Below are 12,650 nucleotides of genomic sequence, written 5' to 3'. Positions count from 1 at the left end.
GGGGCCAGGTGCTGGGCCCCGTCGCTTCCTGCTCTGCACCGTGCCACATCCGTGCCAGGTTGAACGGGGAGCCACGGAGAACGGCGGTCCGAGCCGTATGCCGACTGCTGTGGGCCAGCCCCGCCTGCGTAGCACCCGAAACAGCCGTAGCTGACCCATCTGCATAGAGCTACGGACCAAAGGGCTCACAGGAGCGGGAGACGGGATCGTACGGTGAACGCCTTCCTTCGCGGTAACCCGACGCTCCGCTCCTTCTGGGACGCCAGCACTATGGCTTATCGACCGGGCTTCCAGTCCGTGTCGAGGATGGCTGCGTGTACAGCGGCGACGATCATCGTGATGGCCAAGACGCCGCCCACCCAGTTCTTTGGGTTGCCGAACACGGACGCCAGGACGGCTGAGCCGTAAATGAGCCCTGCATAGACGATCGGCACGATCATGCTGACGACACGCTTCTTGGCCGCGATGAAGAACAACGGCGGCGCCAAGAGGCCGGCCGAGAGCACAACCACGACGACCCAGATCGCTTTGTGCCAGATGTTCGCGTACATGCGGGCTCGGATGGGCGCGTTGACATACGAGTCGCTCATGATCCCCCCTTGCTCAAGCAGACAACCAGTGTGACCCAGACCACCCATGAGCGCGAGTGTCTAGCAACTGCCTGGGAGCCAGCCGCTCGTCACCGTCTCAGTTCCCGTCCCATACAGTCTCGTTCGCGATCGTTCAGACGAGACTTGGGGCCGCCTCCACGCCAACGGCTAGTCACGCATGAACGCAGGTGAACGCCCATGCACACAGCCGAAGGCCCCGCCACCACAGTTGGAAAGCGTGCGGCAAAATCGCGAGTTGAAGCGGCTGACAGGATGCACTCCATGACGGAGTACACGTGGCCGAACGGTGTGGGAGATCCGACGCCCGAGGACGTACGACGAGCCTGGCCGGCAACCATGACCGCACTGCCAGTCGGTGCCGCCGTGACCGGCAAGGTTATCGGCCGACAGCCCTTCGGGGTGTTCGTAGAGATCGATGGGGTGCCAGACGCTGTGGGGCTGGCAGAAATCGTGAGGTCACCGCCCGGAACCGTCCCTCCCCCTCTGGGGTCTGCGATCACTGGGAGCGTGGTCGCTCACGCGGAACACAACTACCAGGTCAGACTCAGGCTGGATGACTGGGGAGACGAGCGCGCGCCCCTCCCGCTGGAGCCCAACGAGCGCCTCACCGACCGTGTTGCTCTGAGCGGTTTCTTGAGGCGCCTTCGGCAGGACTATGAAGCGAGCGGCGACCAATGGGAGAACCGCACGCTGGAAAGCTTCCTGGAGGCTTTGGAAGCGTGGGTGTCCGACGCCCCGGGCTGGTACGCGAACCACGGCCAGGAGCTCCCACCCAAGGGCGACTGGGCGTTCATGGCACGGGCCCTCAGCGCAGCGCGGTTCTACGAGTGACCCCGAATCGCGGGCGGGCCGTCTCTGGCCCTCTACTTACGTGCCAGACCCGTGCCAGGTTGGGCGGGGAATCACGGGGAACCGCGGGCAACGGGCCATCGGCATCGAGGGCCCACTAGGCCACTCCCCAGCAGGTCAGCCCACCAAGTCCCCCTATAAAACCGAGCTTTCCAAGCTGAGAGCCCGCTTCACGAGCTTGGGCTGTCAGCTCCCCTGGAACGGTTGCGCCTTGGTTTTCGATGGCCATGCGTCAGCGATCACTGCGGACACCACCGTCCCGCCGAAGCGGCTCGGTCCCGTGTGCCAGGACTCGGCGATGCAGTCGACCAGGAGCAGCCCCCGCCCGTGCGCCTGTTCGTCCCCGGCATCGCGCACCCGGATGTCGCCCGTGGGCCCCGCGTTGTGCACGTCGACCCTGAGCGAGGTCCGCACCTTGTACCACTCGACCCGCACCAACCAGGGCCCCGACGCTTGTCCGTAGAGCACCGCGTTGGTGACCAGCTCCGAGACCAGCAGTTCACAGTCGTCGATCGAGCAGGTCGGCTCGTACGGGGCGATGAACTTGCGGAACCATCGCCTGGCGCGCGGGACAGAAGACGGAGTCGGCTGGAGGAGTATGGCCCCGAGCCAGGAAGGGGCGGCGCCGTTACAACCGTCAGGCATTCCAACCATCCGCGTTCGCTCCTTGCCGAAGTCGCTACCGCGCGAGTCGAGGCAGCGCCGTTCCGTGTGACGAGGGTGCGGTCGTCGACGGCCCCGGCTTCAGATGGGGCCCTTGGTCTGTCGTCGACTGCCCGCGTCGCATGGACACTACGGTGGCCTTGGCCACTTGGTGGATGGTGGCATTAGCCACTTGAACCGCGCAAGCGGATCTGCGCAAGCCACCCCTTCAGGTGAGCGGGTAGCCCTGCTCGAAGGCCCATCGGTGAGGTGGGTAGGTGGCCTCGGCGAACTCCAACGGGCGGTCCTGCATGTCGAGCACCACATGGCGCAGTACCAACACCGAGTCTCCAGGGTTCAGTTGCAGGTCGGCCGTCTCTGCTTCGGTTGCCGGCCTGGCACACATGCGGTCCTCCGCGTAGCTGCCCCTTCGACCGGTCGCGGTCTCCACGTAGAGCAAGGTGCCCTCCCGGATGCGGTCCATCTGCAGGAGTTTCGGCGCTCGTTGCCCGACGTCCGGAGTGAACCAGGAGGCGGACAGGGAAATGGGTCCGTCCTGGTTGTGCGTGATACGCCGTCGATGCACCGCTCGGCGATCTCCCGTGAGCCCAAGAGCGTCGGCGACGTAGTCCGGGGCGTCCGCCCAGCCGGCCGACGTGATGACCGCGTACTCGCCGGGCGTATAGATGTTGCCCGTCTTCCGAGCACGCCCGTACAACTCCCGTGCACGCCGGTTGATCTCCAGGTTCCGTACGTACGTGCCCGATCCCTGCCGCTTTTCGACAAGCCCCTGTTGACTCAGCGCCTCAAGCGCCCGCGCAGCCGTCGGTCGGGAAATCTGCCAGTCCGCCGCCAACTGCCGTTCCGAGGGGACCTCGTCGCCCGGACGCAGGTCTCCCCGAAGGATCTGGTCGCGAAGGTAATGCGCAACCTGGAGATACTTGGGCTGGGTCTCCTCGATACGCGGCATCAGTGTGCCCTCCTGAGATGAAGTGGCTATAGCCTTTGGCCACTATAGGGCGAGGGCTGCTCGGCGTTCTCCGCGTACCGTAAGCGCCATGACGCGCTTGATCGTCGCGGCGGGAGGCGGGGGTGACGTGGTCGCCGCCGCGATGTTGCATGCCGCTCTGTACGGGCCCGAGGACCGCGCTGTGATCTTCACGTATGCGTGGGAGCGTCTGCTCGTCGACCCGGTGCCGGGTCCGAGAGGGCCTCAGGACTTTGACGGCCTCGTACCGGCGACTCCGGCGGTGTGGTTCGTGGCGCCCGGCACCCGACCGATCCCGCCTGTGGGGTCCGCCCTCCCCCGGCTCGCTGCGGAACTCCCGTGCACACTCGCGCTGCTCGACCCTCGGCAGGGCGTCGAGGGAATCACACGTCAGCTCAACGACCTTGTGCACCAGTTGTCTCCCTCCTCCGTGGACCTGCTCGATGTCGGCGGCGACATCCTGGCCCGTGGTGACGAGCCGACCCTCAGCAGCCCGCTTGCCGACGCTCTGACCCTCGCGGCCTGCTGTCGGCTGGACGAGCCCGTACGTCTGCTGGTCGCGGGACCCGGCCTCGACGGGGAAATCCCGGTCCACGATGTACAGAGCCTGTTCGGGACCTTGGTGCACACCTTCACCCCGGAAGACGTCGAGCCGGTCACCTCTGTCCTGGACTGGCACCCCTCCGAGGCCACCGGGATGCTCGCCGCGACCGCCCGAGGAGTCCGTGGCGTATGCGAGGTCCGGGATGCCGGCCTGCCCATCGCGCTCACGGATGCGTCCCCGACGGTCCACGAGGTCGATCTGGAACAGGCCCTCCTCCGTAACCGGCTCGCCCGCGCCCTCATGGCGACCACGACGCTGGAGGAGGCCGAGGCGTACAGCCGTGCCGTCTGCGGCTTTTCGGAGATCGACTACGAGCGCGATAAGGCCGCGCGGCTCGAAGCCCAGCCGCCCACCTATCTGGACCCTCGCGACGTCTTGCCCCAGCTCGACCGGTTCGAGGCCGAAGCACGGCGTCGCGGAGTCACGCACACCACCTTTCGGCACCTCACCGAAGTCCTGCACCTCAGCGGCTCGCACCGCCAAGAGCTACGCCGCCTCCTCATCAGCAGCCGCCCGGAGCAGTACGTCGCTCCCTTGTGGCGTGTCTCCGGGGAACCGTCATGACCGGTGCCGGCCCGTCCAAGCGGCACCGGCGACTGGCCCGCGTCCTCGCGAACGCTCTCGACGCCGCGGCGGGCTCAGATTGGAACGCCGACACCGGTCTCGATGTCCGATTGCAGGACATCCCCCTCACCCGACGCCGCCCCGACGTCATCGTCTACCGAGCGGACACCATCGACATCACGCCCACCCGGCCCGAGCACGTCCTCCTGGTGGCCGAAGTGGTGTCGCCGGGCTCGGAGACCACCGACCGGATCGTGAAGGTCGACCAGTACGCCAAAGCGGGCATCACCTTCTACTGGCGGATCGAGCAGGCCGCGACGGGCACACCGCTGGTGTACACGTACGTGCTCGACCCCGCGACCAGGGCCTACCGGAACGGAGCCGTGTTCACCGGTGTCCTGAGCATCACCGCGCCCTTCGCCGTGGAGATCGACCTCGGCCAGGTCTGAAACGATCGCGGGGTTTCGTCGTCCGACCCAGGGGAGCCTTGAGATGACCGACACCGAGATCTGCACCGTCACCGTCACCGCGCCCGATCCCGAGTGGCTCGCGGGCTTCGTGAAGCAGCTGGTGAGTGACCGGCTCTGTGCCTGTGGGCACATCACCGAGTCCATCAGGGCCGTCTACCGGTGGGAGGGCGAGGTACATGACGATCGTGAGGCGCATGTGTCCCTGCACACCAGTGCCGGGCGGGTGGCCGAGATCTTGCGGCGGGTGGAGGAGCAGCACCCGTACGACGTGCCGTGCGCCATCGTCAGCACCATGAACGCGGCGCCCGCTTATGCGGCTTGGGTCAACGAGGAGACACGGCCGGAGCCCGCCTGAGCGTCAGAGCGGCAGGTCGTCGGGCAGGACCCGGAAGGCCTTGTGGCGGCCCAGGGGGCGTACCGCTCGGAAGTCTCTGCGGTCGAGGGTGAGGATCGCGTCCGTCTCGTACTCGGCGGCGAGTGCCACGTTCACCGCGTCGGCCAGGTCGAGGTCCAGCGACCGGTAACGCGCGCGGACGGACTGGGCCACGCCCAGGTGTTCCTCCGTGATCTCCGGTGCGGCGACGCGGCCACGGCGCATCCAGTGTCTGATGTCGTCGACCGCGCTCAGTGCGGCCTCTCGTCCCAGTTCGCGTGTCGCGACGTGATCCAGTTCCGCGAGCAGCAGCGGGGACATGATGAGCAGGCCCGCGGCCAGGATCGCCTCGTTCGCCACGGCGTGCTCCGGGTGGGTCGAGTCGAGGGCGGCCAGCAGGCCGGAGGTGTCGGCGACGACGATGATCACGTGGCAGCACCGGGGCTCGACTCACGCCGCACCGCGTCGGCGACCGTGTCGCGGACCTCGGTCTTCGACGGCGTACGACCCTGCCCCTCGAAGGTGCGCGAGAACAGCGGCTCGTCCCAGACCCGGTTCGCCATGGCCGCGAGATGGATGCCCTGTCGGATGATCTCGGCCTCGCTTATGCCTCTGCGCTTGGCGGCCTCCTTGATGATCGCCAGGTCCTCGGGGTCCGCGTAGACGTTGGTGCGCTTCATGGACATGTACCAACCGTAGTCCATGTGTTCCGGGCGGATCACCGATCGGAGCCAGGAGTTCATGTAAGCGATGAGCAAACACATACATGAATATTGACGTGAGCATGGCAACGGCCTACCGTCCCGAAAGAGAGCGCTTTCTAGACGCAGTTCATGGTGCCGAAGCCACCCCTCCGGTTCAGCCACGCGAACCGGCCAAACTTCCCCGCCCCACTTACAGGGAGACCCAACGATGGACATCGCAGTGCGACCTCTCGTCGCTTCCCTCGGGCTGCTCGCCGGCAGCCTCGCCGCCGTTGCCGTCGGGAGCGCCCCGGTGAGCGCCGCCGCCCAAGCCCAGGCCATCGTCTACGTCGCCCCCAACGGGACCGACTCCGCCGCCGGGACGCTCGCCGCTCCGACCACCCTGGCCTCGGCCATCAGCCGGGTCTCGGCCGGGGGCACCATCTACCTGCGCGGTGGGACGTATGCGTACGGGCAGACCGTCACCGTGCCGGACGCCGCCGATGGGACCTCGGCCGCCCGTACCACCCTCACCGCTTATCAGAGTGAGAAGCCGGTGCTGAACTTCAGCGCGCAGAGCGAGAGTTCTAGCAACAGAGGGCTTCAGCTCTTCGCCTCGTACTGGCACGTCAAGGGCATCGTCGTCGAGCACGCCGGGGACAACGGGATCTACGTCGGCGGCAGCAACAACGTCATCGAGCGGACCGTCACCCGCTACAACCACGACACCGGGCTGCAACTCGGCCGGATCGCGTCCAGCACGCCCAAGAGCGCCTGGCCCGCGAACAACCTCGTCCTCAGCGCCGAGTCGCACGACAACGCCGACTCCGACGGGGAGGACGCCGACGGGTTCGCCGCCAAGCTGACCACCGGGACCGGGAACGTCTTCCGGTACGCCGTCTCCCACAACAACATCGACGACGGGTGGGATCTGTACACCAAGACCGACACGGGCGCGATCGGGCCCGTCACCATCGAGGACTCGTTGTCCTACACCAACGGAACCCTCTCCGACGGGACCGTGAACGAGGACGGCGACCGCAACGGGTACAAGCTCGGCGGGGACGACATCGCCGTCAACCACGTCGTGCGCCGGTCCATCGCCTTCGGCAACGGGCACCACGGGTTCACCTACAACTCCAACCCCGGGTCCATGGCCATCTCCAACAATCTCGCCATCGACAACGCCGAGCGGAACTACTCCTTCGACAAGGGGACCTCCGTCTACAAAAGCAACACCTCCTGCCGGTTCTCCGTCGACGGGTCCAACGACAAGACCGTGGGCAGCGCCGACAGCTCCAACCAGTTCTGGACCGGGACGAACGGGTCCCGCTGCTCCTCCTACAGCGGCGCGCTCAAGTGGTCCTTCGCGTCCGACGGCAAGCTGGTCGTGACACTGGGCGGGAAGACGGTCACCCTGTAGTCCCATGGAGCCTGTGGAGCCTATGGAGATCAGCCGCGGACAGGTCACTCGCAGACGTCTGCTCGGTGTGCTCGGCGCCACCGGGGTGCTCGCCGCCGTGCCCACGCGGTGGGCGAGCGCCGCCGAGGTCGAGGCCGGGGTCGCGCAGCTGATCTCCAACACGGTCGAGGTGTTCGCGGGGAACGCCGGCTCCAACGCACGTACGGAGAGCCGGAGCAAGCTCGCTTCCGTCGAGCGCGTCGCCCGAGCGAACCTCGCCTCCATGGACGCCGCCGGCGGTGGGAGTGAGCTGTTCGGCGGGCTGCCGCTCGGCACCAGCGATCCGAATCTGAACAGCACTTACCAGAAGCTGTACGAGATCGCGCTCGCCACGCGGATGCCCGGGCTGCCGGACGATCTGTACGGGAACGCCACGCTCGCGGACCGCGTCCTCGACGGGCTGACGTGGCTGCACACCCATTTCTACGGTGACCAGGACAAGGGGTACTACGGCAACTGGTTCTCCTGGGAGATCGGACTCTCTCAGCACATCAGCAAGACCCTTGTGCTGCTCGCCGACCTCGCTCCCGACGAGCTGGTGCGCGCCTACGTCGCCTCCATGGACGCCTACCTGCGCAACGGCAAGGACGGGGACGTCGACCTCGATTCGCGGTTCCACACCGGCGCCAATCTCGCCGACATCACCACCAACCGGATTCTCCAGGGTGCCCTTGTCGGCGATGAGGCGCGGATACGCAAGGCCCTCACCGACCAGCTCACCGTCTTCGCCACCATCGACCCGTACGCGCTGCGGCACGGGGTCACCGACGGGTACTACGCCGACGGGTCCTTCCTCCAGCACGCCTCCGTCGCGTACACCGGGTCGTACGGGAAGGGGCTGCTCAGCCGGGTCGTCCAGACGCTGAAGCTGCTCGAAGGGACCGGGTTCGCGCACGGCGGGGAGCTGGTGCCGACGGTGTTCGGATGGGTGCGGGACGGGTTCGCGCCGCTCATCTTCGAGGGCTGGATGATGGAGGCGGTGAAGGGGCGGGCCGTCTCGCGGACCGGCACCGGGTACGCCGATGTCGCCACCGTCGTCGAGGCCGTCGTCGATCTCGCGTCGCTGGCCGGCGGGGAGACCGGCGCCGCCCTCGGCGCGTACGTGAAGCATCTGCGCGCCACCTCGCGGGCCGCGCTCGACCCCGCGTCGTTCGTGTCGCCGCTCAGCATCGTCCGGTACGCCGATCTGCTCGCCGACGCCTCCGTGCCCGCCGCCGATCTCAACCAGGCCGCGCGGTCGGTCGCGTTCAACGCCATGGACCGGACCGTGCACCGGCGGCCCGGGTACGCGTTCGCGCTGGCCCGCAGCTCGCGGCGGATCAGCAAGTACGAGTACATGAGCGGGGAGAACCTGCTGCCCTGGTTCCAGGGGGACGGGGCGCACTACCTGTATCTGTCGGGGCAGGACCAGACGCAGGCGTACGGGGTGGACTACTTCACCGCCGTGTCGCCGTACGGGCTCGCCGGTGTCACCGCACCTGTCGAACAGCGGCGCAGTGTGCCTGACCTGTACGGCGGGAAGCTGTTCTACGACAACCCGGACCACCCGCTGAACTTCACCGCCTCCAGCGAGTCGCAGAACACGTACGTCTACTTTCCGACCGCCACCCAGGACCACTCCGGGGGTGCCGTGCTCGGTGCGTACGGGGCCGTCGGGTGGGTGCTCTCCGACGACGTGCCCTGGCGGGACAAGCAGGCCGGGGTGCTGCCCGAGGACTTCGTCGTGTACCGCAGCGCCCGCGCCACCAAGTCGTGGTTCCTGCTCGACGACGAGATCGTGGTGCTCGCCGCCGGGGTCGGGGACGCGCCCGGCGCCGGACGGGCGGTGACGTCGACGCTCGACGCGCGGATCGCGGGCGCGGCGGACCAGGTCGACGTCGCCGAGGGGCGACGCTGGATGCGGTGGGCCAACGCGACGCAGGGGACGGCCGTCGGGTACGTCTTCCTTCGCGGGCCCGAACCCAAGGCCAGCCTGGAGACCGTGGTGCGCAGTCGGCGTGCCGTGCGGACCTCGAACCCCGACACCGCCGTCACCCGGCAGGTGTTCTCGCTGACCGTCGAGAGCCCCGCCGGTGCCCGGCCCGTCGCCTTCGCCTACGCGATCCTTCCGAACGCGTCGGAGGCGGCCGTCCGGCACCATCGTGGCGCGGAGGTGCTCGCCAATACGCCGCGGGTGCAGGCGGTACGGCATCGCGGGCTCGGTCTCGCCGCCGTCAATACGTTCACGTCCGGGACTCATCACGCCGCGCACCTCGCGGTCGAGGGCCCGGCGTCCGTGCTGGTGCGCAAGGAGGGGACGGACGTCACGGTCGCCGTCTCCGACCCTACGACCTCGCGGGACACCGTCAGCGTGCTGCTGCACGCGACCGGCCTGCGGAAAGTCGCCGGGGACGACGCGGTACGAGTGACCCGGGTGCCAGGCGGCACCCGGGTCGATGTGCGGACGCGGCACGCGTACGGGCGGAGCTTCACCGCCGTACTGCGTTAGCCGGGCGCGCTCAGAACTCCGCCGTGTCCAGGTCGAAGCCGAGCGGGGCGGGGAGCGGGACGGTCAGGCCCATCTTGTACGAGGCCTTGGTCGCGTAGTCGTCGCCCTCGGGGGCGGCACAGACGGTGACCTGGCCGGCCTCGCGGTCGATCAGGAGGTAGACCGGGATGCCGGCCCGGGCGTATCCGCGGATCTTCTTGACCCGGTCGTTCGCGGCGGTGGAGTCCGACGTGACCTCGACGACCATCAGCACGGCCGACGGATCGTGCCACTCGTTGCTGTTGTCGAAGGTGCCCTTCGGGGCCACGACCAAGTCCGGGATGACGTGGCCGGTCTGGGAGGCGCCGGGGACATTGAGTCCGATTCCGGTGTACCGCCCATACCTCTTGTGGTGATCGCGGACCTGTCCGCTCACCTCGGACACGTACTCTTCATGCTCACCATTGGCTGGTGGCGTCACGTGGATCTCCCCTTCGATCAACTCCACGCGCCACCCCTTGGGGGCTGCCGCGCTGACCTGAGTGAAGGCATTCTCGGTGTCCCGTGAGTCGTGACGCCCGGAGCTCACGGGCTCGTGCTCCGGGACCGGCAGAGCTGCCATGACAGACCTCCTCCTTCGCTCAGCGCGACGGTCCCAGAGTAGGCGGCGGGCCGTCCGGCGTCCGGGACCGCGTCACCCGGACGTGTCCGAGCCTCAGTTCGTCGAGTAGAAGTACTTCCAGGTGCTGTACTTCGTCGAGTTGACGTTGTCGCCGGAGGAGCCGTTGATGTACGCCGTGCGGATGCGGAACTTGTAGCCCGCGGTGCCGATCTTGCCCATGTTGATCTTGGTCTTGCCCGACGTGCCGAGGGGGATGTACTCGCTGTCGCCGGAGCGCCAGGCGCCGGCCGCGTAGACCTGGATGTCGAGGCGGAACTTCCGGCCCTTGTAGTAGTTCATCGACTCCGTCGCGTACACCGTCGACTTCTTGTGGAAGTAGGCGTAGCGGTGCGAGCCGATGGTGCCGGTCTTGTAGTGGCCGGAGAGCGCGATCGAGGTACGGGCCCGCGTGTAGACCGTGTTGGTGACCGTCCGCGGCTTGTAACGGGCGTCGCCGGCGTAGACCGCGGAGAGGGTGACGTCGCGGCTCAGGTTGTCGAGCCTGACGGAGATGTCGCCCTTGGAGTTGACGTTGCCGGACCGCACCAGCTTCTTCGGCTTGTCGGAGCCGTACGGGTCGGCGTAGATCTTCACCGCGCGGTTCTTGTACGTGGTGCCGAGGTGCGCGGTGAAGGTGACGTCGGCGCCGTACTCGTAGACGGCCTTGTTCTTGTTGAGGGTCAGCGCGGTGGTGCTGCGCGAGACCTCGACCGCGTCGGCCTTGCTGACGGGGCGGCGCTCCTTGTCGCCCGCGTAGGAGACCTTGTAGGTCACCTTGCCGCCGACGGACGGGGTGTCGGTGAAGGAGTACGTGCCGTTCGCGGCGGTCGTGACCGTCTTGAGGGTCTTGCCGTTCGGGTTGTCGAGGTCCGTCTTGGTGACCGTCAGCTTGACGGGGGCCGTGAACGGGAGCACCCCCGAGCTGATCCTGCCGGTGACCTTGAGGGACTTGGCCCGGGTCGCCGTGGACGGGGCGCTCACCGTCAGGGTGGGGATGGTGCGGTTCGGGTCGGTGTAGGCGTGGAGGAGGACGTTGCCGTCGTAGTTGTTGGACACCGCGAAGACCGTGGCGCCGTCGGGGGACCAGGCCAGCGCTCCGCCGATCAGGGAGTCGCCGCCGGTGGTGGAGGACGTGTTGCCGAACTCGTAGGTGCGGATCGGCTTCGTGTCGGTCGGCCGGTAGACGTGCACGTCCTCGTCGTAGTACGAGGACGAACCCTCGGCCACCATGCCGGAGGGGGAGACGGCCACACCCGAGCCGAAGCCCGCCGAGTAGGTGCGCACCGGGGTGAGGTCCGTGGTGGAGTAGGCCGCCCGCGCGCCGGCCGCGAACAGCTGGCTGCCGTCCGGGGAGAAGGCGAGCTGGCTGTAGGAGGAGCCGCCCTCCAGGCTTTCGACGACCCGCTGGGTGGCGGTGGTGCCGGACACGTCGTAGAGGGCGACGACACCGCCCGAGGTGCCCTGATTGCCCGCGGCGAGCTCCGTGCCGTCCGCGGAGGCAGCGATGACCGGCGCGTAGTAGAAGCTGTACGGGTACTGGCCGAGGACGGGCTCGGGCGTTTCCTGGGCGGGGTCGATGGCCCCGATGGCCCCGTCGCCGGTCGGGCCGTAGCTGAACCACAGGGCCGAGCCCGCCACCGCGAGGTCCCACGGGGCGTCGACGCCGTTCAGGGTGTGCGACGCGGTCTGCGTGTTCGTGGCCGTGTCGATCACGGCGATGGTGTCGGTGTTCGTCACCGCCGCGTACAGGCGGCCCGAGTCGGCGGACAGGGCGAGGCCGCGGACACCGTCCAGGCCCGTGATGCGCTTGACCTCGACGCCCGCGTAGTCGGTGACGACGATCGCGTCGTTCTCCGGTGCGGAGAGGTAGATCCGCTTGTGGACGCCGTCCACGGCCATGTCGGCGACAGTGGTGACGCGGAGGTGGCGGGCCGAGTCGGCCACGGCGGCGGTCGGGACGGCCACGCTGAGTGCCGCCGAACCGGCGAGGACCGCGATCGCCGTCGCGGTCGAGAGTGCGCGTCTGCGCATGGGTGGTGTACCCCCTGGGCGGACCGGCGGCCGTCGCGGGCCGCCGGTACTGATGAGTGGGAGCCACGCGGACGTCCGGGCACCGGAGGAACCCCCCACCGGGAGCGCCACGGGTCAACGCGGGCTGGAAGACGGCTCATCGTAGATCACCCCGGGCGCCCGCGGACAGCGATATCCGCGGGCGGCCGGATGTGACATCTTTCGCGCCCGCCGCGTACAACCTTCTCCGCCCAGGCGCGGGACTC

The 12,650-nt window shown here is 68.0% G+C and carries 13 protein-coding genes; 6 read left to right on the top strand and 7 right to left on the bottom strand.

Annotated features, from left to right (window positions below; all coding sequences use genetic code 11):
* Window positions 1–275 precede the first annotated feature (275 nt).
* Complete coding sequence (locus N5I75_RS28330; RefSeq protein WP_476681930.1) at window positions 276–590, bottom strand: hypothetical protein; 315 nt, start codon at window positions 588–590, stop codon at window positions 276–278.
* 282 nt (window positions 591–872) lie between these two features.
* On the opposite strand from N5I75_RS28330, the gene N5I75_RS28325 reads away from it, so the two are divergent.
* Window positions 873–1,442, top strand: coding sequence for a DUF7660 family protein (locus N5I75_RS28325; RefSeq protein WP_476681928.1), 570 nt, complete (start codon window positions 873–875; stop codon window positions 1,440–1,442).
* A gap of 204 nt (window positions 1,443–1,646) precedes the next feature.
* On the opposite strand, the gene N5I75_RS28320 is transcribed toward N5I75_RS28325, so the two are convergent.
* Both N5I75_RS28320 and N5I75_RS28315 read right to left on the bottom strand, forming a co-directional pair.
* Window positions 1,647–2,114: an ATP-binding protein gene (locus N5I75_RS28320; RefSeq protein WP_476681926.1), complete on the bottom strand. Its 468-nt coding sequence runs from the start codon at window positions 2,112–2,114 to the stop codon at window positions 1,647–1,649.
* A 217-nt stretch (window positions 2,115–2,331) separates the two neighbouring features.
* Entirely contained in the window at window positions 2,332–3,072 is a 741-nt protein-coding gene (locus N5I75_RS28315) for a GntR family transcriptional regulator (protein WP_476681924.1), read from the bottom strand.
* 88 nt (window positions 3,073–3,160) lie between these two features.
* On the opposite strand from N5I75_RS28315, the gene N5I75_RS28310 reads away from it, so the two are divergent.
* The 3 genes from N5I75_RS28310 to cutA are packed head-to-tail and all read left to right on the top strand — an operon-like array spanning window position 3,161 to window position 5,083.
* Window positions 3,161–4,258, top strand: a complete 1,098-nt coding sequence (locus tag N5I75_RS28310; protein WP_476681922.1) for a DUF1152 domain-containing protein — start codon at window positions 3,161–3,163, stop codon at window positions 4,256–4,258.
* Window positions 4,255–4,707 carry a Uma2 family endonuclease gene (locus tag N5I75_RS28305; protein ID WP_476681920.1) on the top strand — a complete coding sequence of 151 codons (453 nt, stop codon included), beginning with the start codon at window positions 4,255–4,257 and terminating at the stop codon, window positions 4,705–4,707. The genes N5I75_RS28310 and N5I75_RS28305 overlap by 4 nt, the downstream gene beginning before the upstream one ends.
* Window positions 4,708–4,750: 43 nt before the next feature.
* Entirely contained in the window at window positions 4,751–5,083 is a 333-nt protein-coding gene (gene cutA, locus N5I75_RS28300) for a divalent-cation tolerance protein CutA (RefSeq protein ID WP_476681919.1), read from the top strand.
* Between the two features lie 3 nt (window positions 5,084–5,086).
* Here cutA and N5I75_RS28295 read toward each other — a convergent pair whose 3' ends face one another.
* The gene (locus tag N5I75_RS28295) at window positions 5,087–5,530 is read right to left on the bottom strand and encodes a PIN domain-containing protein (RefSeq protein WP_476681917.1); all 444 of its coding nucleotides are present in this window, start codon (window positions 5,528–5,530) and stop codon (window positions 5,087–5,089) included.
* Window positions 5,527–5,787, bottom strand: a complete 261-nt coding sequence (locus tag N5I75_RS28290) for a ribbon-helix-helix domain-containing protein (RefSeq protein WP_476681915.1) — start codon at window positions 5,785–5,787, stop codon at window positions 5,527–5,529. Before N5I75_RS28290 ends, N5I75_RS28295 begins: the two co-directional genes overlap by 4 nt.
* 226 nt (window positions 5,788–6,013) lie before the next feature.
* Between N5I75_RS28290 and N5I75_RS28285 the strand changes: the two genes are divergently transcribed.
* Both N5I75_RS28285 and N5I75_RS28280 read left to right on the top strand, forming a co-directional pair.
* Complete coding sequence (locus N5I75_RS28285) at window positions 6,014–7,207, top strand: right-handed parallel beta-helix repeat-containing protein (RefSeq protein ID WP_476681913.1); 1,194 nt, start codon at window positions 6,014–6,016, stop codon at window positions 7,205–7,207.
* Window positions 7,208–7,229: 22 nt separating this feature from the next.
* Entirely contained in the window at window positions 7,230–9,734 is a 2,505-nt protein-coding gene (locus tag N5I75_RS28280; protein WP_476681911.1) for a polysaccharide lyase family 8 super-sandwich domain-containing protein, read from the top strand.
* A 10-nt stretch (window positions 9,735–9,744) separates the two neighbouring features.
* Here the strand turns inward: N5I75_RS28280 and N5I75_RS28275 are convergent, their stop codons facing one another.
* Both N5I75_RS28275 and N5I75_RS28270 read right to left on the bottom strand, forming a co-directional pair.
* Window positions 9,745–10,335, bottom strand: a complete 591-nt coding sequence (locus tag N5I75_RS28275) for a Uma2 family endonuclease (RefSeq protein WP_476681909.1) — start codon at window positions 10,333–10,335, stop codon at window positions 9,745–9,747.
* A 93-nt stretch (window positions 10,336–10,428) separates the two neighbouring features.
* Complete coding sequence (locus N5I75_RS28270) at window positions 10,429–12,405, bottom strand: WD40 repeat domain-containing protein (protein ID WP_476681907.1); 1,977 nt, start codon at window positions 12,403–12,405, stop codon at window positions 10,429–10,431.
* Window positions 12,406–12,650 lie beyond the last annotated feature (245 nt).

The organism is Streptomyces sp. R818 (genome assembly GCF_056172735.1).
Note: the sequence above shows the minus strand (reverse complement) of the source record. Positions and strands in the feature narration are given on the sequence as shown.